This is a genomic window from Marinomonas sp. A3A (genome assembly GCF_018336955.1).
Lineage (GTDB): Bacteria > Pseudomonadota > Gammaproteobacteria > Pseudomonadales > Marinomonadaceae > Marinomonas > Marinomonas lutimaris.
Window position 1 is genome coordinate 999,186 of record NZ_CP025532.1, and the last position, 23,030, is coordinate 1,022,215.

Annotated in this window: 22 protein-coding genes; 13 read left to right on the forward strand and 9 right to left on the reverse strand. The window is 45.2% G+C overall.

The features are described 5' to 3' along the window. Nucleotides 1-186: 186 nt before the first annotated feature. The 10 genes from CYL31_RS04660 (at nt 187) to CYL31_RS04705 (ending at nt 10,643) form a co-directional block, all read left to right on the forward strand. Nucleotides 187-1,125 carry an urease accessory protein UreD gene (locus CYL31_RS04660; RefSeq protein WP_212917804.1) on the forward strand — a complete coding sequence of 313 codons (939 nt, stop codon included), beginning with the start codon at nt 187-189 and terminating at the stop codon, nt 1,123-1,125. A 70-nt stretch (nt 1,126-1,195) separates the two neighbouring features. Beyond that, nucleotides 1,196-1,498 (forward strand): urease subunit gamma, encoded by a 303-nt coding sequence (locus CYL31_RS04665; protein ID WP_110575688.1) that lies wholly within the window; start codon nt 1,196-1,198, stop codon nt 1,496-1,498. A 160-nt stretch (nt 1,499-1,658) separates the two neighbouring features. Continuing rightward, nucleotides 1,659-1,976: an urease subunit beta gene (locus CYL31_RS04670; RefSeq protein WP_212917805.1), complete on the forward strand. Its 318-nt coding sequence runs from the start codon at nt 1,659-1,661 to the stop codon at nt 1,974-1,976. Beyond that, nucleotides 1,976-3,682: an urease subunit alpha gene (gene ureC, locus CYL31_RS04675; RefSeq protein ID WP_212917806.1), complete on the forward strand. Its 1,707-nt coding sequence runs from the start codon at nt 1,976-1,978 to the stop codon at nt 3,680-3,682. The genes CYL31_RS04670 and ureC overlap by 1 nt, the downstream gene beginning before the upstream one ends. A 9-nt stretch (nt 3,683-3,691) precedes the next feature. Beyond that, a complete protein-coding gene (locus CYL31_RS04680) occupies nt 3,692-4,135 on the forward strand; it encodes an urease accessory protein UreE (protein WP_212917807.1) in 444 nt (147 codons plus the stop codon). Further along, entirely contained in the window at nt 4,116-4,823 is a 708-nt protein-coding gene (locus CYL31_RS04685) for an urease accessory protein UreF (RefSeq protein ID WP_249411697.1), read from the forward strand. The genes CYL31_RS04680 and CYL31_RS04685 overlap by 20 nt, the downstream gene beginning before the upstream one ends. A gap of 81 nt (nt 4,824-4,904) precedes the next feature. Beyond that, a complete protein-coding gene (gene ureG / locus CYL31_RS04690; protein ID WP_212917808.1) occupies nt 4,905-5,546 on the forward strand; it encodes an urease accessory protein UreG in 642 nt (213 codons plus the stop codon). A gap of 71 nt (nt 5,547-5,617) precedes the next feature. Next, nucleotides 5,618-6,202, forward strand: coding sequence for a HupE/UreJ family protein (locus tag CYL31_RS04695; RefSeq protein WP_212917809.1), 585 nt, complete (start codon nt 5,618-5,620; stop codon nt 6,200-6,202). Nucleotides 6,203-6,241: 39 nt separating this feature from the next. Beyond that, nucleotides 6,242-9,730, forward strand: coding sequence for a hybrid sensor histidine kinase/response regulator (locus CYL31_RS04700; RefSeq protein ID WP_212917810.1), 3,489 nt, complete (start codon nt 6,242-6,244; stop codon nt 9,728-9,730). Then, nucleotides 9,717-10,643: a response regulator transcription factor gene (locus CYL31_RS04705; protein WP_212917811.1), complete on the forward strand. Its 927-nt coding sequence runs from the start codon at nt 9,717-9,719 to the stop codon at nt 10,641-10,643. Before CYL31_RS04700 ends, CYL31_RS04705 begins: the two co-directional genes overlap by 14 nt. 16 nt (nt 10,644-10,659) lie before the next feature. Here CYL31_RS04705 and CYL31_RS04710 read toward each other — a convergent pair whose 3' ends face one another. The 5 genes from CYL31_RS04710 to CYL31_RS04730 form a co-directional block, all read right to left on the reverse strand. Continuing rightward, on the reverse strand, nt 10,660-11,586 hold the full coding sequence (locus CYL31_RS04710) for a CysB family HTH-type transcriptional regulator (protein WP_212917812.1): 927 nt from the start codon (nt 11,584-11,586) through the stop codon (nt 10,660-10,662). Between the two features lie 6 nt (nt 11,587-11,592). Further along, complete coding sequence (locus tag CYL31_RS04715; protein ID WP_212917813.1) at nt 11,593-12,693, reverse strand: sulfate/molybdate ABC transporter ATP-binding protein; 1,101 nt, start codon at nt 12,691-12,693, stop codon at nt 11,593-11,595. 10 nt (nt 12,694-12,703) lie between these two features. After that, entirely contained in the window at nt 12,704-13,582 is an 879-nt protein-coding gene (cysW, locus tag CYL31_RS04720; RefSeq protein ID WP_212917814.1) for a sulfate ABC transporter permease subunit CysW, read from the reverse strand. Further along, the gene (cysT, locus tag CYL31_RS04725; RefSeq protein ID WP_212917815.1) at nt 13,583-14,422 is read right to left on the reverse strand and encodes a sulfate ABC transporter permease subunit CysT; all 840 of its coding nucleotides are present in this window, start codon (nt 14,420-14,422) and stop codon (nt 13,583-13,585) included. Between the two features lie 238 nt (nt 14,423-14,660). Beyond that, complete coding sequence (locus CYL31_RS04730) at nt 14,661-15,674, reverse strand: sulfate ABC transporter substrate-binding protein (RefSeq protein WP_249411698.1); 1,014 nt, start codon at nt 15,672-15,674, stop codon at nt 14,661-14,663. Between the two features lie 167 nt (nt 15,675-15,841). Between CYL31_RS04730 and CYL31_RS04735 the strand changes: the two genes are divergently transcribed. Further along, nucleotides 15,842-16,279, forward strand: a complete 438-nt coding sequence (locus tag CYL31_RS04735) for a GNAT family N-acetyltransferase (protein ID WP_181858535.1) — start codon at nt 15,842-15,844, stop codon at nt 16,277-16,279. Between the two features lie 588 nt (nt 16,280-16,867). Here the strand turns inward: CYL31_RS04735 and CYL31_RS04740 are convergent. The 3 genes from CYL31_RS04740 to CYL31_RS04750 all read right to left on the reverse strand — a co-directional run bounded on the left by CYL31_RS04740 (nt 16,868) and on the right by CYL31_RS04750 (nt 20,997). Next, nucleotides 16,868-18,763 carry a methyl-accepting chemotaxis protein gene (locus CYL31_RS04740; protein ID WP_212917816.1) on the reverse strand — a complete coding sequence of 632 codons (1,896 nt, stop codon included), beginning with the start codon at nt 18,761-18,763 and terminating at the stop codon, nt 16,868-16,870. A gap of 71 nt (nt 18,764-18,834) precedes the next feature. Further along, a complete protein-coding gene (locus CYL31_RS04745; RefSeq protein WP_212917817.1) occupies nt 18,835-20,133 on the reverse strand; it encodes an SLC13 family permease in 1,299 nt (432 codons plus the stop codon). A gap of 39 nt (nt 20,134-20,172) precedes the next feature. Then, nucleotides 20,173-20,997 carry an amidohydrolase family protein gene (locus tag CYL31_RS04750; RefSeq protein ID WP_212917818.1) on the reverse strand — a complete coding sequence of 275 codons (825 nt, stop codon included), beginning with the start codon at nt 20,995-20,997 and terminating at the stop codon, nt 20,173-20,175. A 167-nt stretch (nt 20,998-21,164) separates the two neighbouring features. Between CYL31_RS04750 and CYL31_RS04755 the strand changes: the two genes are divergently transcribed. Next, nucleotides 21,165-21,902, forward strand: coding sequence for a GntR family transcriptional regulator (locus CYL31_RS04755; protein WP_212917819.1), 738 nt, complete (start codon nt 21,165-21,167; stop codon nt 21,900-21,902). Between the two features lie 113 nt (nt 21,903-22,015). Next, entirely contained in the window at nt 22,016-22,345 is a 330-nt protein-coding gene (locus CYL31_RS04760) for a DHCW motif cupin fold protein (RefSeq protein ID WP_012068691.1), read from the forward strand. 83 nt (nt 22,346-22,428) lie between these two features. On the opposite strand, the gene CYL31_RS04765 is transcribed toward CYL31_RS04760, so the two are convergent. Further along, the gene (locus CYL31_RS04765; RefSeq protein WP_212917820.1) at nt 22,429-22,959 is read right to left on the reverse strand and encodes a peroxiredoxin-like family protein; all 531 of its coding nucleotides are present in this window, start codon (nt 22,957-22,959) and stop codon (nt 22,429-22,431) included. Between the last annotated feature and the right edge of the window lie 71 nt (nt 22,960-23,030).

Genomic DNA, 23,030 nt, shown 5'->3' on the forward strand with positions numbered 1-23,030 from the left:
AATCAGCAGTTATTTGGCAAAACAAAATTTTAATCCAGTAGACCAGCCGTCAGGATGACGGTAAAGGCCCAACCGGCACAGGGATGTGCCGTATGGGCCGTGTCGAAGGATGAATTTTGTTGGAGCCACTATACAACCAAGAAAATAATGTCTGTCGCCATGTGTGAAAACGCTTATAGGGCATCAATGAATAATAAACATAATCTTGCTTTGGCAGAACACGACGAGCAAATGCCGCTGCCAGAAACAAACATGCCAGTGACGGGGGGAGCTTCTCACTGGCATGCGTTTCTGACCTTAGGCTTTTGTCAAACAACTCGCGGTACCGTGTTGAAAACCTGTGATCACAAAGGGCCTTTGTACGTGCAGAAGCCTTTTTATCCTGAAGGTCGAGACACGGCACACATCTATTTATTGCATCCACCGGGCGGTTTGGTTTCGGGAGATCGTCTCACGATTACGGCAAACCTAGCCGAAAATACGCATGTTTTGATCACAACTCCTGGGGCTGGGCGTGTTTATCGTGCTCGTAAAGACAAAACCCTACAGCATCAAATTACTCAATTAAACGTCGCTGAGAACAGCTTAATGGAATGGCTACCGCAAGAAACCATCCTCTATCCGAATGCTCATACTCGCCTTGAAAACTGCATCGACCTTGCTGATAACGCTAAGTTTATCGGCTGGGAAATCACTTGCTTTGGCTTGCCAGCCAACAAAGAAGATTTTGGCGAAGGCCACGCAGAGCAAGGCTTTCAGATTCGCCAAAATGGTCGTCTTAAGGTGCGTGAACGTTTGGTGATAGATGATAGTAGCCGAACGGTATTCGCGGCCAAAGCTGGGCTAGCTGGCAAACCCATTAATGGTTTGATGATTGCGGGACCCTTTGACCTGACCAACGCTTCTCATTCAGCGAGCCATGATGAACTGATCGACTCCCTACGAAAACATTGCGCGCAACATAACTCAGTGAGTGGCGTAAGTTTGGTTGGCGAGTACATTTTCGTGCGCAGTCTTCATCATGATTCCGAACAAGTGAAGCAGCTATTTATTCAGTGTTGGCGAGAAATTCGCCCCGCATTAATCAATAAAGAATCCAATGAACCAAGAATTTGGGCGACCTGAAATTGTGCGTACGCTCTATTTTGGTTCATTAAATTTAATTTAAAAGTCACACAATGAGGCATAGATATAAATGGAACTCCTGCCAAGAGAAAAAGATAAGCTTCTTGTATTTACCGCAGCCTTGCTTGCCGAACGTCGTTTAAACCGCGGCCTTAAATTGAATTATCCCGAAGCCATGGCGTACATCACCATGGAAATTATCGAGGGCGCTCGCGATGGCAAAACCGTGGCGGAATTAATGGCTTACGGCAAAACCTTATTAAGCGCGGAACAAGTGATGGATGGTGTGGTGGAATTGATCCATGAAGTACAAGTTGAAGCCACATTCCCAGATGGGACGAAGTTAGTCACCGTTCATAATCCTATAAATTAATGACTACTGTGCTCGTCAATACTTTGTTAAAAACAGACTCAAAATGCTCATTTATAACCCCATAGACTCCGCTTTTTCGTCTGTTTTTGCCTCGTCTTGGCTTCGCTCATAACGTCATTAAACGTATGTGTCAGGTTCTTTTTTTAAAAAGGAAAACATCATGATTCCAGGTGAAATACAGGTTGCCGCTGGTGATATTGAGCTTAATGTGGGCCGTAAAACGGTGAAAATTCGCGTCGAAAACACCGGTGATCGTCCTGTGCAAATTGGCTCCCATTATCATTTTTACGAAGTGAATCCTGCTTTGTCCTTTGATCGTGCAGTGACGAAAGGCTTTCGTTTGAATATTGCTTCTGGCACCGCTGTGCGTTTTGAACCAGGTCAAGGTCGTGAAGTGGAGTTAGTCGAATACGCAGGTACGAAGACCATTTACGGTTTCCGAGGGGAAGTCATGGGTAAACTGGTAGGAGCAGAATAATGGCGACGATGGATAGACAAAGTTACGCGCAAATGTTCGGTCCAACCACTGGCGACCGCGTGCGCTTAGGCGATACCGATATCTGGATTCAGGTGGAAAAAGATTTCACCGTGTATGGTGATGAAGTGAAATTCGGCGGCGGCAAGGTCATCCGCGATGGCATGGGACAAAGCCAAGTGAGCAATGATGTTGCCGTAGATTTGGTGATTACTAATGCCTTGGTGTTGGATCATTGGGGCATCGTCAAAGGCGACGTTGGCATCAAAAATGGCCGTATTTTTAAAGTGGGTAAAGCGGGCAACCCAGACGTACAAGATAATGTGGATATTGTGGTTGGCCCTGGCACTGAAGTGATTGCTGGGGAAGGTTCTATTCTGACCGCGGGTGGCATTGATGCCCACATACACTTTATATGTCCGCAGCAAGTGGAAGAAGCGTTAACCTCTGGTGTGACCACCATGATTGGTGGCGGTACTGGACCTGCCACGGGAACGAAAGCAACGACTTGTACTTCGGGTCCTTGGTATCTTGGCAAGATGTTACAAGCAACTGACAATATGCCGATGAACTTGGGCTTTTTGGGCAAAGGTAACGCCAGTCTGCCAGAAGCCTTAGAAGAACAGTTAGAAGCCGGCGCTTGTGGTCTGAAATTACACGAAGACTGGGGCACCACGCCAGCGTCGATTGATTGCTGTTTGAGTGTCGCAGAAGCTTACGATGTGCAAGTAGCGATTCACACCGATACCCTGAACGAATCGGGCTTTGTTGATAGCACCATTGATGCTTTTAAAGACCGTGTTATTCACACTTATCACACCGAAGGCGCAGGCGGCGGTCACGCTCCTGATATTATTCAAGCTTGTTCTAACCCAAATGTTTTACCTTCTTCAACCAACCCAACGCGTCCTTATACTCACAACACGGTTGATGAGCATTTAGACATGCTAATGGTATGTCACCATTTGGACAGTAATATTGAAGAAGACGTAGCCTTTGCGGATTCGCGGATTCGTAAAGAAACTATTGCCGCGGAAGACATTCTCCATGATCGTGGCGCGTTTAGTATGATTTCGTCTGATTCCCAAGCGATGGGACGAGTGGGAGAAGTGGTAACTCGCACATGGCAAACAGCCCACAAAATGAAGCAACAGTTTGGTTTATTACCAGAAGATCAAGAATTGGGTGCGGATAATTTCCGCGCTCGTCGCTACATTGCCAAGTACACTATTAACCCAGCCATAGCTCATGGTATTAGCCATGAAGTCGGATCGATTGAGCCGGGGAAAATGGCGGATTTAGTTTTGTGGAAGCCAGCCTTCTTTGCGGTGAAACCTTCGATGATCATCAAAGGCGGCATGATCGCCAGCGCACCAATGGGCGATCCAAATGCCTCTATTCCGACGCCACAGCCAGTGCATTATCGCCCTATGTTTGGTTCGTTCGGTAAGGCCGCAGCGGCGACGTCTGTGACCTTTGTTTCCAAAGCCGCCCTGAACAATGGTTTAAAAGAAAAACTCGGTTTGGATCGTACTTTGGTAGCGTGCAAAAACACACGCAATATTTCCAAACTCGACATGATTCACAACGATTGGCTGCCGAACATTACTGTTGATCCGCAAACCTATGAAGTGCGCGCGGATGGCGAATTATTAACCTGCGAGCCAGCTGAAGTCTTGCCCTTGGCTCAGCTTTACACTCTCTTTTAGGAAGTTAGCATGCTAGATATTTACGAAAGATTAGGTACTCATTGTCACGATTCAGTCCACACCACAGTGACGCTAACCCATGAACAGCGTGATCGTGGGCGCTTGAAACTGATAGGTGACAATAACGAAGAAGTTCGAGTTTTTCTTGAGCGTGGTAAGCCCTTGTTAGTTGGTGAATTTTTAAAGTCTGAATGCGGCAAGATAGTTCAAGTGACAGGCGCAGTAGAAGACGTGGCCCATGCGAGCTGTGAAGACTGGGAAGCTTTTTCCAAAGCCTGTTACCACTTGGGCAATCGTCACACCAAAATCCAAATTGGCGAACGTTGGCTACGTATCAAACCTGACCACGTTTTAGAAGACATGCTGCACATGCTTGGCTTGATCGTTACCCATGAAGAGGGTGTGTTTGTCCCAGAATCTGGAGCTTATAGTCATGGGCACAGTCACCATTAGCACAGTCACCAGTAACATTGTCACCACTGACATGAGCTTATTACGGCTTTTGCAGTTAAGCAGCGTCGGCTTACCCGTCGGTGGTTTTGCCTTTTCACAAGGCATGGAATATGCCATTGATCAAGGCTGGGTAAAAAACAAAGCTGAAGTGTCCGATTGGATTGGTTTGCAACTGCAGCAGTCTGTGGCACGTGTGGATTTACCTGTGCTGCGGTTATGTATGGATGCCGCTAGGCAGCAAGATACAGAACGATTATTCGAGCTGAATGATTTGGTACTGGCCTGCCGAGAAACTAAAGAGCTGCGATTGAATGATACTGCGATGGGGGAAGCTTTATTTCGTCTAATGGGCAGCCTGCAAATAGATACGCCATTTAAGCGTTTAGATGAGATGAGCTTTGTTACCTTGTTTGCCATTGCGGCCAATCATTGGGGGCTACAAGCGGATCTTGCTTGTCTAGGCTTTGCTTGGTCTTGGCTAGAAAACCAAATTGCTGCGGCAACCAAGCTAGTTCCCCTTGGGCAAACACAAGCGCAAGAATTGCTAGGTGAGTTGCAGACAGATATTCGACATGCCATTGCCATGTCATTAAATATTGAAGAAGAGCGTGTTGGCGCAGGATTACCTGCTATCGCCATCGCTAGCGCGCTACACGAAACACAATACTCGCGGCTATTTCGCTCTTAATGTTTTAGTTCCCTCCTTATGGAGACGAGGAGCTAAGAACCGCCGAGTATTAATTATTGAGTTAAGAACAAGGAACCTAATATGAAAAAACAAACATTACGAATTGGTGTAGGTGGTCCAGTAGGATCAGGCAAAACGGCTTTGCTGCGTTCTTTGTGTAGTGCTATGCGTGACTATTACAACATTGCCGTGGTGACCAATGATATTTACACCCAAGAAGACGCGAAGTTCTTAACCCAGCATGAAGCCTTGGATGCGGATCGTATTATCGGTGTCGAAACCGGTGGTTGTCCGCATACGGCGATTCGTGAAGACGCGTCGATGAACTTGGCGGCGATTGACCAATTGCTAGAGCGCCATGGTGAATTGGATGTGGTGTTTGTGGAAAGTGGTGGTGACAACTTGAGTGCGACTTTTAGCCCAGAGCTATCCGATTTTACCATTTATGTTATTGATGTCTCCGCCGGTGACAAGATTCCTCGTAAAGGCGGTCCAGGTATTACCAAGTCCGATTTGTTGATTATTAATAAAACCGACTTGGCTCCTTTGGTTGGTGCGTCTTTGGACGTTATGGCGCACGACGCCAAGATTCAACGCGGCGATCGTCCGTTTATTTTTTCAAATCTTAAAAAAGCTCAAGGTTTGGATGAGATTATTCAGATCATTGTGTCGGAAGGGATGCTTGAAGCAAAAGAAATACCAGCGGCAAAAGCCGTCGTTTAAACGACTACTTTGATCGTAACGTCGTTCAGATGTATTTGATTTTGAATTAAAAATATTAGGAGATAGAGAGTATGAATGCATTGAAAACAAAAGGTTTGTTGGTAGCAGCTTCGGTATTAGCGTCAGGTTCTGTGCTTGCTCATCCGGGGCATGAACAAGCTTCTAGCTTTATGACGGGCTTTGCTCATCCCATGGGTGGTTTGGATCATCTTTTGGCCATGGTGGCGATTGGTCTTTGGGCGGCGAGCATTGGAGGTCGCGCTTTGTGGGCAATTCCAGTGGCGTTTGTTGTGACTATGTTACTAGGTGGCGGCTTAGCGGTGGCGGGATTAAATGTGCCATTTGTTGAGCAAGGTATTTTGTTGTCTGTCATCATTTTGGGCGCTTTGGTGTTGTTTGCTAAGCGTTTACCAACGGCGGTTTGCGTGGCGATTGCTGGTGGTTTTGCGTTATTCCACGGTGCCGCTCACGGTATGGAAATGCCTTTGAGTGCCAATGGCCTGCAATATGCGCTGGGCTTTGCTTTGGCAACGGCTGGCTTACATGTGGTTGGTTTGGGGGTTGGTCAGGTAATGGCGAAAATCGGCACGCCTTTGGCGACGCGCATTAGTGGTTCTTTAATTGCGACAGCGGGTTTGTTTCTTGCTTTTGCATAAGAAGATGGTCGGCATCTTAATGCCTAAGTCCGAGATATTATGACCGCGGCACAAAAGATCTTTAAAGTGCGACGCCACTATAACAAGTGGGTTGCTGACCAAACGATGGAAGATTACGCGTTACGCTATACTTCCAAGCAAGGTCACACCATGAGCATCGAGCGTGTCGGTCATACGGCGCTCGGTGCTACTGCGTTTTTGGCGCTAGAGGGATTGGCTGCGGTTATTACTCTGGCGTATGGTTTTACCAATGCCGTAGCGGCCATTCTCACGGTATTGGCGGTGTTTTTTATCACTGGCTTTCCCATTGCTTATTATTCTGCCAAGCATGGCTTGGACATAGATTTACTGACCCGAGGTGCCGGTTTCGGCTATCTCGGATCGACCATTACCTCGCTGATTTACGCGTCGTTCACCTTTATTTTCTTTGCCATAGAAGCGGCTATTTTGGCCTCGGCGTTGGAAGTTCTCTTGGGTATTCCGTTGGCGCTAGGTTACGCGCTCTCAGCCATTTTTGTGATTCCTATCGTAACGCATGGTATTCGTGCTATTAGTCGCTTTCAAAATGGCAGCCAGTGGATTTGGTTGGTGTTGCAAGTGGCGGCTATCGGCGTGGTTGTGACGCAGGAATACCAAAACTTCGAAGGCTGGACGCAATACGCGCCAGTGGATTTACCACAAAGCACGCATTTCGATTGGATACTGTTTGGTTCGGCGGCGTCTGTGTTATTTGCCTTGATGGCGCAGATTGGCGAGCAAGTCGACTATTTACGTTTTTTTCCTATCAAGAACAAACAAAACCGCCGTCGCTGGTGGTTTTGGCTGATTTTAGCGGGTCCTGGTTGGGTGTTTATTGGCGCCATCAAAATGCTGTTGGGCTCTTTTTTGGCCTACTTGGCAATCTCTGATGGTGCTTCCGCGATACAAGCCACCGATCCAACTTATTTGTATCAGCGCATCTTTTTCTTTTTGACTACCTCCCCGACTACGGCCTTGTTGTTGGCTGCGGTGTTTGTGTTTATCTGCCAGATGAAAATCAATTTAACCAACGCGTATGCTGGCTCTATTGCTTGGTCTAATTTCTTCTCGCGTTTAACTCACTCTCATCCGGGGCGTGTGGTTTGGTTGGTGTTTAACGTCACCATTGCGTTATTGCTAATGGAGTTGGGGATTTACCAAGCCTTGGGTGCGATTTTGGGCGTGTTTGCCATCGCTGCGGTGAGCTGGCTGGGCAGTTTGTCGGCGGATTTATTGATCAACAAACCCTTGGGGTTAAGTCCCAATTATGTCGAGTTCAAACGCGCGCATTTATACGATATTAATCCGGTAGGAACGGGCTCGATGTTGATCGCGACCACGTTAGGGTTAGTGAGTTATTTAGGTGTCTTTGGTGAAGTGGCAAAAAGCTTATGCCACTTTATTTCGTTGGGCTCGTGTTTCGTGTTTGTGCCGCTGATCGCTTGGCTTACCAAGGGCAAGTATTACCTTGCGCGCCAAAGCCCAGAGCTGATTCCGATGATCGAGCTGGCAAAGCAGCGCAACCCTAAGTATGTCACCTTGACCTGCGGGATTTGTGAAAATACTTTCGAAACGGAAGACATGAGTTTTTGCTCGGCCTACATGCAACCGATTTGTTCCTTGTGTTGTTCCTTGGATGTGCGCTGTTTAGACAGTTGCAAGCCCCAGGCGAGTATCGGTCAACAGAGTGATTATTTCTTAAAGCTGTTTTTGCCTAAAGGTTTGGTAAAAGCACTGAGTTCTCGTTTTGGTCGCTTTGCGTCTTTGTTGCTGGTGATCAACATTATCAACGCAGCCTTGATGATGTTGATTTATCGGCAGATGGCACCGAGTTCGCTGAATGAAGCTGTCTTGTTGAAAGACACCATGTTGGCGCTGTTTTTTACCTTATTGATCGTATCTGGCGTGTTGTCGTGGTTGTTTGTACTCGCTCATGAGAGCCGAGTGGTGGCACAGAAAGAGTCGAATCGGCAAACGCGAAAATTGATTCGTGAGATTGATGCTCACCAAGAAACTGACCGTGCATTACAACATGCCAAAGAGCAAGCTGAGCGGGCAAATGAAGCGAAAAGTCGCTATTTAACCGGTATAAGTCACGAATTACGCACGCCACTGCAATCCATTATTGGCTATGCGCAGCTCTTGTCAGAAAAAGCCAATACGCCATCAGGGCATCAGAACGGCTTGGATATTATTCATCGCAGTGGTTTGTATCTGGCCGATTTGATTGAAGGTTTGTTGGATATTTCGAAGATCGAAGCAGGGCGTTTTGATTTGTATCGCAATACGGTGGATTTGCCGAAATTGATCGACCAGCTGAATAGTATGTTTGCCATGCAAGCCCGTGACAAAGGCATTCAATTACAGTCGAAAATTCTCGCGCCTTTGCCTCAGCATGTGGTGACGGATGAAAAACGTTTACGGCAAATTTTGATCAATTTGTTATCAAATGCGGTGAAATACACGCCAAAAGGCTCAGTTTTGTTCGAAGTGAATTATCGCAACCAAGTGGCGGAGTTTGTTATTCGCGACACGGGCGTTGGCATTAAAGAAGGTCATTTAAAACGTATTTTTGATCCGTTCGAGCGAGTCCGCGACGTCAGTACTGGCAATTTACCCGGCACTGGCTTGGGCTTGACCATAGTGAAGTTGCTCACGGAAATCATGGGCGGTGATATACAAGCTCATTCTGTGGTCGGCGAAGGCAGTGAGTTTCGCGTTAGCCTGATGTTGCCTTGGGTTAGCCAAGGAGATGGCTCCGCTTATGAATACAAACGCATCGTGAGTTACCGAGGTTATCAGCGTACTCTGATGGTAGTGGACGATGATCCGGTGGTGCGTGGTTTGTTGTCGGATATTCTCGTGCCACTTGGTTTTAATGTGTTGGAAGCCGCCGATGCTGAAAGCTGCTTGGATGAGTTGGAATCCTGCTCGCCGGATTTATTTGTCTTAGATGTGTCCATGCCAGGAATGGATGGCTTGAGCTTGGCTAAGCTGTTACGAGATCGCGCTTACAGCACGCCGATTATTATGTTGTCCGCCGATGCCAAAGAAAATCAGCGTAAGCCTGACGAGCAAGCGGCGTTTAATCAGTATTTGGTTAAACCGGTGAACAACAGTGCTTTGTTGGATGCGATTAAAAACTGGCTGGTGCTGGATTGGGTGTATCAAGAAACTGAATTAGACACCTTGGCACCGATTTCTATAGAAAAGCTTTTTGGCAGCAGTGAAGAGTCTCATCAGATCGCGTTAGATAAGCAACAAGCAGCGGCTATTCCAGACCATGAAAGCGTGCGCGAACTGATGGCATTCGCGGAAATGGGTTACAAAAAAGGCGTGCGTGGTGTGCTGGATCAATTGGCTAAAACAGAGGTGATTGCCCCGAGCCATTTGCAGCAATTAGAGAGCTTGTATCAAAGTTTTCAGTTCGATGCGATTGCCCAATATATACAAAAAAACTCATATGTAATCAGTGATGTAAGTGAGAAGTCTAATTATGAATCCGAGTAGTAAAAGTGACATTGTTTTAGTGGTCGACGACTCGCCAGATGCGTTGAGCCTAATTCATGACACCTTGGAAGCGGCTAATATGGATGTGCTTGTTGCCCTTGAAGGCAAGCAAGCCTTAACCATCGCCCGACGGATTCGTCCAGACATTATTTTGCTCGATGCCATCATGCCGAATATGGATGGTTTTGAAACGTGTCGAGCACTAAAAGCCGACCAAAGCTTGGCGTCGATTCCGGTTATTTTCATGACAGGTTTGAGTGATACCGATGATATTGTGCGCGGTTTAGAAGCAGGTGGAGTGGATTATCTCACTAAGCCAATTCAACCTAATGAGCTGATTGCTCGCATGCGTGTGCACTTGTCTAATGCTCGTTTGAGCAACAATGCACAATCAGCACTTGATAGTATGGGACAGTATTTAATGACGACAACCTATGCAGGGGAAATTGCTTGGGCAACGCCGCAAACTTATGCCTTGCTTGCCAAAGCACGCGCCAGCAGCGAATGGCAAAGCACCGAGTTGGCCTTACAAATACGACTTTGGTTAGCTCATCAGCCCCCTTTGCCTGTTGGAAAGTCGGGCAACGTCTTGAAACTCAGCGGTTTGGAATACCCTTTGGCACTGAAAATGATGGGGATCACTGAGCAAAAAGAAGTGCTATTACGACTGGAAGACGGCGATAAACCAGCAGGCCCAGCCTTGTTGAAGAAAGAGCTGGATTTAACGGATCGCGAATCAGAAGTATTGCACTGGATTGCCAACGGTAAAACCAACCGAGAAATCGCCGAAATCCTTGAAATGAGCCCGCGCACAGTCAATAAGCACTTAGAGCAAATTTTCCCAAAGCTTGGTGTCGAAAATCGCACTTCAGCCGCTGGTGTGGCGCTGCGGGTTTTGTCGGCTGAGCGATAATTAAAAGAGGTGTCAGTTATTCGGGCTTTATTTCTGCATTTATCACGTCGGCGGTTAAGTTGTCGGCGCATAAATGAATAAAGTCGTAGGCGTATTGGCGTAAATAATGCCCTCGGCGTAAGCCAATTTTACTCCAACTCGGTTCGAACAAATGTTGTGATGGTAAGGTAACCAGATCTGTGTCACGTTTTTCGTCGTAAGCGACGGAAGCAATAATCCCCACGCCCATGCCCAATTCTACATACGATTTGATGACGTCCGCATCTAACGCTGACATGTCGATATTCGGTTTTTCACCCGCATGCCGAAAGGCTTTTTCGATATTGGCTCGACCAGTAAACCCATCGTGATAGGTCACTATCGGATAAGCGTTGATGGCTTTTAATGTCAGTGGTTGTGGATGCTGATTCAATGGGTGATCTTTGGGCACGACGACGGTGTGCGTCCATTGATAGTAAGGGAAGCTCGCCAATTCGGCGATGTCGCCCAGTGTCTCTGTGGCAATACCAATGTCTGCTTCGCCGGCGAGTAACAGCTTGGCAATTTCGCTTGGACTACCTTGATGTAACTTCAAATGGACTTTTGGGTACTTTTGCTTAAATAAAGTAATCACTGCCGGCAGGATATATCGCGCCTGAGTGTGAGTAGTGGCGATGGTGAGTTCGCCACTGTCGTTGTCGCGATAGTGATCTGCTAAGTTTTTGATGTTGTTGGCATCCAACAGAATCCGTTCGGCAATTTTGATTAATTCTTTGCCCGGTTCGGTGAGTCCGAGCAGCCGTTTGCCTTTTCTAACAAACAGTTCGACACCTAGCTCGTCTTCTAAATCTTTGATGTGTTTAGAAACACCCGATTGCGACGTAAAAAGGTGGTTAGCCGCCTCCGTCAGATTGAAATCCTGTCTGACGGTTTCTCGCAAAATACGTAATTGCTGGAAATTCACTGGTCGTTATCCTTGTTGTTCGCTAAGTCGTTGGGCTTGTGCTGATGTTTCTAGTTCTCTTGGGAAGAGCGCTAAAGCCGAGGGAACCAATTTGACCTCTTGTCCAATGTACAGAGATTGAGCTTGTCGCTGTTGCTGGGACAAGTGGACTTCGTAATGTGTGCCGTTAAGACCGTCCAGTTCCACCTTGGTTTCTATACCAAAGGATAATACACGGCTTATTCGTGCGGATACGCCTTCGTGATGGTTATTATCGACGATTTTTATTTCATGGGGTCTGGCAAAGGCAAACACGTCTTTGCCATGGCCGTAAGAATCATTATGGTGGCGCAATTGTTCATTACCAACTTGTAAATGCTCTTGCTCCGCACGGCCATGAAACACGTTCACCGAACCTAAAAAGCTGTAGACAAAGGGCGTCTGAGGGTGATTGTAAACTGCTTCTGGTGTGCCGACTTGTTCTATTTTGCCGTGATCCATTAAGACCACCCGGTCGGCGACTTCTAGTGCTTCTTCTTGATCGTGCGTGACAAAAATAGAGGTGATATGCAGCTCGTCATGGAGTTTTCGCAACCAACGACGTAGTTCTTTTCGTACTTTTGCATCTAAGGCGCCAAAGGGTTCATCCAGTAACAAAACGCGTGGTTCGACCGCTAAGGCTCTGGCCAAGGCGATACGCTGACGCTGGCCGCCAGAGAGTTGTGCAGGGAAGCGATCTGCCAACCAATCCAATTGCACAAGTTGCAATAAACTGAATACTTTTTCGCGTATTTTTGACTCAGACGGACGTTGTGCTTTAGGTTTCATTCTTAAACCGAAGGCGACATTGTCAAAAATCGTCATGTGCTTGAATAAGGCGTAATGTTGGAAAACAAAGCCGACCTGACGATCTCTAACGTGCGTGTTTGAGGCGTTTTCGCCATCCAAAATAATATCGCCGAGATCGGCTTGTTCTAGTCCAGCGATAATGCGCAACAAGGTTGTTTTGCCGCAGCCAGATGGGCCAAGCAGCGCCATTAATTCGCCAGATGGAAAGTCCAATGATATATCTTCAAGAGCGGTGAATTCGCCAAATTGCTTGTGTATATTTTTTACGTTAATGCTCATGTATCACCTATTATCCATTCGTTCTTTTGCTGATTTTATGTTCGACATAGCTTTTGATGACCAAGGTCAGCAAGGCTAATAAAGCCAATAAAGACGCCACTGCGAAGGCCGCCGAGAAGTTGTATTCGTTGTAAAGAATTTCCACATGTAAGGGCAGAGTGTTGGTTTCGCCACGAATATGACCAGATACAACCGATACCGCGCCGAACTCGCCCATGGCTCTGGCGTTACAGAGAATCACGCCATACAGCAAGCCCCATTTAATATTCGGTAAGGCCACGTGCCAAAAGGTTTGCCAGCCTTTCGCACCCAGCACAATGGCGGCTTCTTCTTCCTCTTTGCCTTGTGCTTGCATGAGTGGGATCAGTTCCCGTGCGACAAATGGAAAGGTCACAAATATGGTGGCCAGCACAATGCCCGGTAAGGCGAAAATAACTTTGACGTCATTGGCGACTAACCATTCACCAAACCAACCATGAACACCAAATACCAATACCAAACTTAAACCAACAATGACTGGCGAGATGGAAAAAGGCAGATCGATAAAGGTGATTAAAATCTGTTTACCTCTAAACTCAAATTTTGTGATGGCCCACGCGGCTGCTACGCCAAAAAATAGATTTAGCGGCACAGATATCAGCGCAGCAATTAATGTTAAAGCAATAGCGGATAGGGCATCGGCATCAGTGAAGGCTAGCCAATAGGTTTCTAATCCTTTGCGTAAGGCTTCGGTGAAGACAGCGATTAATGGCAATAACAAAAACAGCGCAAAGAAACTTAATGAGATTCCTAGCAGTAAATATTTTACCCAGTTGGGTTCGCGTGTTGCGGCGTTCTTTTCAAAGCGTGTTGTTTGTGACGGGTGCGTTTGTAAAGCAAGTGTGCTCATTTAAGCGTTCCTTCCTGTTCGTTTGGCTGTCCATGACTGCAATAAATTAATCAGTAGTAATAAGATAAATGACACAATTAACATGACGGAAGCGATAGCTGTTGCGCCTGTGTAGTCGTATTGTTCTAGCTTGCTGATGATCATTAACGGCGTAATTTCGGACACCATGGGAATGTTACCGGCAATAAAAATAACCGAGCCGTATTCGCCTACCGCTCGGGCAAAAGCCAGGGCGAAGCCCGTCATGATGGCGGGTAGTAACACAGGTAAAACCACATAACGACAAGCTTGCCAACGACTTGCTCCTAGGCTTGACGCGGCTTCTTCCAGTTCGGTATCGATTTCTTCCAATACGGGTTGTACCGTTCTCACCACAAAAGGCAGGCCGATAAACACCAATGCAATCAAGATACCAATCGGTGTAAAAGCGACCTTAATACCAAAGTAACCTTCAATAATTTGTCCTAGCCAACCGTTTTGTGCGTATAAAGCGGTTAAGGCGATACCAGCAACCGCAGTAGGCAAAGCAAAAGGCAAGTCGATTAAGGCGTCGACGATGCGTTTACCGGGAAAGGAATAACGTACTAAACACCAAGCCAGCAACACGCCGAAGACGGCATTGATGCCAGCCGCCAAAAATGATGTGCCAAATGACAATTGATACGACGCCATAACGCGAGGTGAAGTCACCACTTGCCAATATTCACTCAGGCTTAACTGACTGGTGAAAATAAAAACTGCGCTGATGGGAACCAGTACAATGAGGGATAAATACACCAAGGTATAACCCAGAGATAACCCAAATCCGGGTAACACCGAAAATTGACGAAGCGTGTTCATGACTGACTCCAGAATATCTAAAGTCTGTAGTTTATGGGGATGGCTTATGCAGAAGAACCAAGAAAAAATGCGAAGCTTATGAAGAAAAGTGATTTGGCGTTTTTTGTTTAAGAGTCTTGTTTAAACGTCTCGTAAAGTAAAAGTAGAAGTAAAATATCAAATACAAAACGGACGCTGATGGTGCGTCCGTTTTGTATTTATAGGGTAGTAGGTTAGGGAATTGGAAGGCGATAAGCTTTTATTTAACCGTGTAAATTTGGTCGAATTCACCGCCATCACTGAAGTGGGTTTTCTGCGCTTGCTGCCAACTGCCGAACTTCTGCTTAACCGTGAAGGTTTTAATCTCTGGAAAGCGGGCGATGTCCTTAGGATCTGCCAATGCTGGTAAGACTGGACGGTAGTAATGTTTTGCCGCCAAACGCTGTGCCTCAGGTGAATATAAATAGGCTAAGTAGGCTTCTGCCACTTCTTTTGTGCCATGTTTTTCAGCGACTTTATCTACTACGGCAACAGATGGCTCCGCCAAGATAGACGCAGACGGCACGACAATTTCAAATTGGTCTGGGCCTAGTTCATTAATGGCAAGAAAGGCTTCATTTTCCCATGCGAGTAATACATCGCCTATGCCACGTTGAACAAAGGTATTGGTTGCGCCACGAGCACCGCTGTCCAACACAGGGACATTTTTAAACAGCTGTTTAATATAGTCTTTGGCTTTTTCTTTGCTGCCGTATTTTTCTTCTGCATAACCCCAAGCCGCTAAATAATTCCAACGAGCCCCTCCAGAGGATTTCGGGTTCGGTGTGATGACTTGGATACCGGGTTTGACTAGATCGTCCCAATCTTGGATATTTTTAGGGTTGCCTTTTCGAACTAAGAAAACAATGGTCGATGTATAAGGTGCGCTGTTGTTGGGCAGTTTTTCTTCCCAGTTTTGCGTGATATTGCCAGTTTTCTCGGCAATCGCGTCTATGTCATAGGCCAGTGCTAATGTCACTACATCGGCTTGCAAGCCATCAATCACCGCACGGGCTTGTTTGCCTGCGCCACCATGGGATTGTTTGATCGTGACGTCGTCACCAGTGCGCTGCTTCCAATAGTCGATAAACAGCGGGTTAAACGCCTGATAAAGCTCCCGTGTTGGGTCATAAGATACATTGAGCAAGGTGATGTCTTTTGCTATGAGTTGTTGGCTAGTCACGGCAGCACTAATAATGAAAGGCAATAAACTGAGTCGCTTTTTAAAGGTCATTTTTTGTTTTCCTTGGTGAAATGAGGTTGGCCTGAGGTGTTAAAGACAAGGAAAGGTTAAGTAAACACTTGTGCGAACAAAACCAATTTAAAATGGATTGTTTATACGAAAAAATGCTAAATGATAACTTCGCCACAGCGCTAGCTAACGTTAAAGGAGTCCGCATTATGTCCATTGAACAATCCACTGAACTGGCTATTACATACAAGGTAAATCAGGCTATTACGGCGGCTCAGTTTATTGAGCTGCTGTCGAAAACCACACTCGGTGCGCGTCGTCCTATTGATAATATAGAGACAGTGAATGCGATGTTAGCAAATGCCAACTTGTTGATTACGGCATGGCAGGGTGAAGCTTTGGTGGGGGTGTCTCGCTCGGTGACGGATTTTGCTTTTTGCTGTTATTTATCGGACTTGGCGGTAGATGAAACCGTACAGGCATCAGGGATTGGTAAAACCTTGGTACGAATGACAAAAGAAGCCTTACAGCCAAAGTGTTCTTTGATCCTTTTGTCTGCTCCTCAGGCGGTAGATTATTATCCTAAAATTGGTTTTACCCAGCATAACAGTGCGTGGGTTTTGACGGATATCCAGTCTTTGAAATAAGTAAAAAAGGGGGGCAGATTCGGTGATTACATAAAGAATGATAGATATGCTTTATGTAATCTTTTTTTATATTTTTATGACAGTTTATTGCAAATTGTCATGAATTTACGTCAAAAGGCTTGAACGAGACAAGAATGTTCATGATGTCTTTGAAGCATTGTTTCGCGCCAAATTTCTTCTTATCATGACCACATCTTGAAGGCTGCTAGATCTTAGATTTTTCTATTTACTCCATGTAATGACAGTTTTCAAAGCTTTTGAATTTTCGCGAGTTTGATAAGACTTTATCCGCTCGACAACGAATCTGTTCTCTATGCTATTTTGTGGTTTTTCTGCTTTATAGGTTGAGGCAGTAGCCCTTTTTTAAGGGTGATGATTCTTTAAATCGCTAAAGATTCATTCTGTACTTCCCTTTTTTTTGGTGATGTCTCATTTATGAGCCATCACTTTTTTTTGCTTAAATTTTGAGAAAACTCTTGTTTCAGAAAGCGGCTGACAGTGTCGATTGTCGTTTTTTTGTTGCAATGAAAAAGCCCCGCTGGTTTTGCCAGCGGGGCTTTTTTTAGCTGATGAATGAGCGTTGTTAAATTAGATTTGGAACTGGCCAACTTCGGTATCAACTTGCTTGGCAAGTTGGCTAAGTCGTTTAGATTGCTCAACACCAGTTTTGCTTTCATCTGCTAAATCGGCGGCCACTTGACGAATGATTTCGCTGTTTTGGCTGATCTCATTAGTTACTGCAGTTTGCTCTTCTGCAGCGGTAGCAATTTGTGTTGCCATGTCTGCAATGCTGATGATGGCATTAGCAATCTCTTCAAGGCTTTCTGTTGCTGCATCCGCATCGGCCACACTGGTTTGCGCTTTACTGCTGCTGTTTTGCATCGAAGTAACGGCTTTTGATGTTTGCTCTTGTAACAATTCAATCATCTTTTGAATTTCTTCTGTAGAAGAATGAGTGCGTTGAGAAAGCGTGCGAACTTCGTCGGCTACCACTGCAAAACCACGACCATGTTCTCCTGCACGAGCGGCTTCTATAGCTGCGTTTAGTGCGAGTAAGTTGGTTTGCTCTGCGATGCCTGTAATGGTCGATAAAATACCGCTGATTTGCTGTGCATGGTGATCCAAAGCAGAAATTTGCTCAGTAGCAAGGCTCACCTCGTTGGCCAACTGGTAGGTAGAGTTACGGCTCTTTTGTACTTGTGTACTGCCTTTTTGACCAAGTTCCACCGAGTGGCTAGCCGCTTTGGCAGTTTGTTCTGCATTGCCCGCGATTTCGTGAGTTGCAGCCGCCATTTCAGTAACTGCGGAAGCAACCATATCGATTTCTTGTTGCTGTGTGGCAACACGGGAAGCACTCTGTGTTGAAGAGTTTGATACGTTCTGTGCTTCATCCGCAACGTCTTTAGAAAGTACTTTTAGACGTTCAACAACGCCGTACATGTGGCTAACAAAGTCATTAAAACCTTGGGCCAATACACCGATTTCATCGTCACGTTTTACTTCAATGCGAGCGCGTAAATCTCCTTTGCCCTTAGATATATCTTGCAAGGCTTTGGAGACACGAGTTAGGTCGCTAAAGAGTACTTTAAATAGCCAGTACAATAAGCAGATAAACACCACTAACAAAATAACAGCGGTTGTTATTTGACGAACTAAGACCTTGTAAACCGGTGCCATAAGTTCGCTTTTATCCATAGTGAATACTAAAGACCAATCTGTTCCTGGAATGGCTTGAGCGTAGGCAAAAACGTCTTTGCCATTCAGTGTTTCTTCAGCCAATTTATCTTCTTTGACTAGGTTGGATAACAACTTAGGTGTGAAAATTGGAGATATAGACTCGGCTTTTTGCATCACCATGTCTTTGTCTGCATGGGCAATAATATCGTTGTTGGATGCCACCATCATGACAGAGCCAGAACCTGGGATATCAAGTTCAGCCACCTGTTTAGATAATTGATCCAAACTTAGGTTTGCACCAACCATACCGAATTTTTGGCCATTTTTAGTCACAGGATTAGTTAAGATAATAACCAGTTCTTTTGTGGTGGAACTTAGATTTGGACCAAGGATGCTGGCTTTACCAATGCTCATGGCTTCTGTGTACCAGCTTTTTTTGCGTGGATCGTAATCAGGTCGCTTGGCGTCTAATGCTGGATCTTGACGGTACATCTTACCGTCATTATTGCCGAAATAAGTTAAGGCAAATTGGCCACTGTCATAAGCTTGTTTAATGGCAATATAAGGTGATTGATCAGGTGCTCGTTCTAATGTGCTCGCAAGAGAGGCCGCAATGACTTTTCGGCTATTCAACCACTCACTAGTATTGTCGCCATAGGCACTGGAAAAGTGGCGAATATCTTTTAATAAAGAATCACGCATTTGCTGAGTGAGGGACAAGGTTGTTTCAGTGACAAGGTAAGTCGTCGTTATGACGACAGCGAGAATGCTGACGCTCAGGATCCGAGCGCGCAATGAAAGAGTCATGCGTGTATCTCCATATAAAAAAAGGGCGCAGCACCTTAGTGATGACTACGCCCAAAGAGGTTTAGGGTTCGCTAAAAGACAAAGGTGATTAGCAAATTAAAGATCAGGGCTGCTGCAAAACCTAATGGTGCTGCACGGAACAGTAATTGAGGGAACAGCTTTGTTCTGCTTTCTTCTGTTGGACAGGCGCCAAGGATCAAACTTCCTCCAGAGGAGAAAGGTGATATCGCTGTAGCCTGTGCACCTACTACGATACAGATGAACAGCATCATCGGATCCAGTGACAAGCTTTGAGCAATTGACGGTACGATTGGGAAAAGGGCTGGTGTAACCACGCCCAATGTACTGGCAAATAGGGACATAAATGCAGCAACAATACCAAACACAACAGGCACTAAGACCGCAGGAATTGAGGTGCCGATCCAAGATGCTAGGTCATTGATCGTGCCGGCTTTTATCGCCACTGAAATCAACATGCCTACACCACAGATCATAATAAGAGTTGACCAAGGCACAGAAGCAATAGCTTTGCGTTCGTCGCCCAATTTAAGCAATAGGGCAATAACTGAGAACACGCTGGCAATTAAACCAATATCCATTTTGGAATTGATGAAGGTAATGGTCGCATTGTCAGGTAATAACAGATGTGAAATTGGCGCAAGCAAGACCAAGCCCATCATTATCAGCGTTAGCGTCAATGTTTGACGTTGTTCTTTATTAAATGGAGTAGGAATGTCTGCTTGGTAGCCGCCTTTTGCGATGGTGCTTCTGTGCTTAGTGAAGAAAACCAACGCTGTTATCACTATTAAAGGAATAACCGCGGTGCTCAAGAAAATACCGATGGAGTTGATGAATGCCTGATTCTCTGTCACACCAGCGTTCGCCATTATACCGCGGAAAATAATACCGCTTTGGCTAGACATGAAATTCGCGCCAGTTAATGCACCGTAACCGACTGACATAGAACCAATCACCATGCTCATACCAGTTCGTTGGCAAAGCAATAGCGTGATAGGTGCCATAAAGGCTAAAACTGTGTAGTAGCCTGCACCAAGCGCAGAAATGATAGTTGTCGTAATATAAATTGCGTACGGCAACAAATGAGGAAAGCGGCGGCAACGGTACATAAGATGCTCGGCTAGCTTTTCTAACGTGCCATTAATAATGGCAAAACTGTAAAACAAGGACACAGAGAAAATGATGAAGAAGATCTTCAGCGGCCACATTTTAATGATGTCGTTAGGACTTAGTCCAAGCGCAAAACTACCAATTAAATAGGCAAAGGCAATGGCAAAAAGTCCGATATTAATTCGGGTTTTATAACCAAGGATGATGGATAGTAGGATTGCTCCAACAACAAGTAGACTCATTTTTATGCTTCTCTTTTACAGTGCTTATTTGGTTGGCGGTTAAAACTTAAATAGTTTGCTTGGGTTAATAACCAGTACTTTATTCCGCTCATCCATGCTGGGTAGTAAAGCTTCCATAAAATCGTATTGTTCTTTGTAATTTGTCTGCGCTTCAAATTGAGTGTTCGGCCAATCACTGCCCCATAAAAAGTAGTCTGAATGACCATAGGCGGAACGCAAGATTGCTAGCATTTCTTTTGCTTGTTCAAGATTGGCATTACAGCGATAAGCGGCCGACACTTTTGTCCAGATTGGCGCGCCACTGCTTAACAAATCTAAAAAATCTTGGTGAGCAGGGTTAGATACTTGAATCCCATCCAAGGTACGACCAAAGTGATCGACAATAACCTCAACACCCGACTCTAAAATAGCTGGTAGAAAACGTGTCAAATCGTCTATTTCTCGCTGAATCTCAACAACCCATTTACGCTTTGCTAATTTACTTAAAAAGGTTTGCCAAAGAGGAGACGTGTAATCTTCTAAGGTTTTTTTGATTAAGTTTAGGCGAATACCGACGACACCCGCAGTATCCAATTCATCTAGTTCAAGGTCACCAATCGTAGGCTCTACAACAGCAATACCTTTTAATTGCTGAGGGTATTGACGTAAGGCTTGCACCATAAAGCGGTTGTCAGTGCCTAAAAAGCTTGGCTGAACTAAAACACCATGGGAAATGTTGTGGCCTGTTAAGTGAGTTAAGAAATCCTCAGGCACGGCATTATAGTCTGGCGCGTATCTGCGTTCTGCAGCCATTGGCAAATCGGTACGAAAAATATGCGCGTGGGTGTCTATACCCTTTACTGGCAGATTGGTGTCAGAAATCATTAAAAAACCTTTACATACATGTTGTTAAAATTGTGACTGTAAGGATATTTGTATATTTATGTAATTCATATATATGAATATATGTTTATATGAATATTAAGTCAACAATCGTGGACGCTTTGCTGTGCGGAGATTAGAATGATGCAATTTACCAATGAGAGATAAAAATGGCGCTGTTTAAGCATGGGCGGGATCATAGATTGCCGCTGTATCAACAGGTACGTGATGAATTGCTAGACAATATTAGTTCTGGAGCTTGGTTACCGGATGTGCCAATTCCAACGGAAAGTGAACTAACAAAAAGTTATGAAGTGGCTATTGGCACTATTCGCAAAGCGGTTGACACCTTAGTCAATGATGGCTTGCTTTATCGTAGCCAAGGTCGTGGCACTTTTGTGCGTCGTCCTGATTTTAATGCTTCCCTATTTCGTTTTTTCCGTCAAATGTCTTCTGATGGGCGTTTTGTTATGCCCACAAGTCAATTGTTATCTAGAACCTTTAAAAAGCCACCACAGCAGGCGGCTGATGCATTAGCAATCGATGTGAATGACAAGGCAATTTGTCTTGAACGTCTGCGATTTTTGGAAAATCGAGTGGTATTAACGGAAGAGATTTGGCTGCCCGCATCACTTTTTACCAGCCTTATTGATTTAGAACTATCTGAGTTTGGTAATTTGCTATACCCATTTTATGAACAACAATGCGGGCAGCTTATTGCTTCAGCGAAAGAAACCTTAACGATTAAATCTGCAAATACGCGTATTGCTGAAGCACTCAAAACTACTGAAAACAGCCCTGTAGCCGTCATTGAACGAGTGGCTTATGGCTATGATAAAACGCCCTTGGAATACCGAATTTCGCATGGTGCAGCAGAGACGTTTTGTTACCAAATAGAGATTGCTTAACATTCAAGATAGTACTTGACCTTAATCTTCTGCTAACGCTTACTACATCTCATGTTATGCCGCTCAAATGAAGCGGCATTGTCTTGTAAATAGAAGGATTTTAAGGCGTTTTTATGAAGATTACAGATTTACCCTTTGGCATTACCGATTGGCAAGGCGTCGAAAAAACGACCCACAAAGGCGAAAGTGGATTCGCCTATTGGCAGACCAAACAATTTGGTGAAATTCGAGTTCGAATAGTGACTTATTCTGCTGGGTATTTGGCGGATCATTGGTGTACCAAAGGGCATATTCTTTTTTGCATGAGTGGCGAGTTAAAAACCGTATTAAAAGACGGTCGCACTTTTGTGTTATCCGCAGGCATGAGCTACCAAGTGGCTGATGATGCCGAGCCACATCGTTCATCCACCTCGGAAGGTGCAACGCTGTTTATTGTAGATTGATGTGTTGGATATAAAAAAGTAGAACCGAGATGTTGATTCTACTTTTTATTGTATAACGTCAAATTACAATACACGTTTTGTTGTTAAATAAGTTCACCGCGTGCTGGATAATCTTTGCTGACAGCAAATTCGATTGCGCCAAGTACTTCTTTGAAGTGCGGACGAGCAAAAGGCATAGTGCTGATGTTGCTCCAGTATAATGTGCCATCTGGGCGAACAAGGAATAGTCCAGGTTCAGTAAACTCGGCAGGCTCTTCAATGCCAATGCTAGTCACACCTCGGCCTGCACTTCTGTGTAATCCCCAAGCTTGAGATTGTTCAACCGTTAGGCCATAGCCCATGGTTAAGTTTTCAATTTCCCATTCTGTTGATGCCTGTGCGGCTCTCTCTTCTGTGTCGGAACTTAGTACAAGGATATTCACACCTTTCGCGATAAAGTCATCTGCTAGGCGACTTAATTCTTTTAAGTAATTTTTACAAATAGGACAATGCAAACCACGATAAACGACAACCATGGTGAAGTTTTCAGGTGCTTGCTGAGCAAGTGACCAAGACACTTTCAGAGTATTAATAGTGAGATTTGGTGTTGCTGTTCTTGGTTTTAGGACGAACATTTCGCTTACCTCATAATCTGTTGTTTGTTTTGATGAAGGCAGTTTATGGTTAAGGGTGATATGATTGGTGG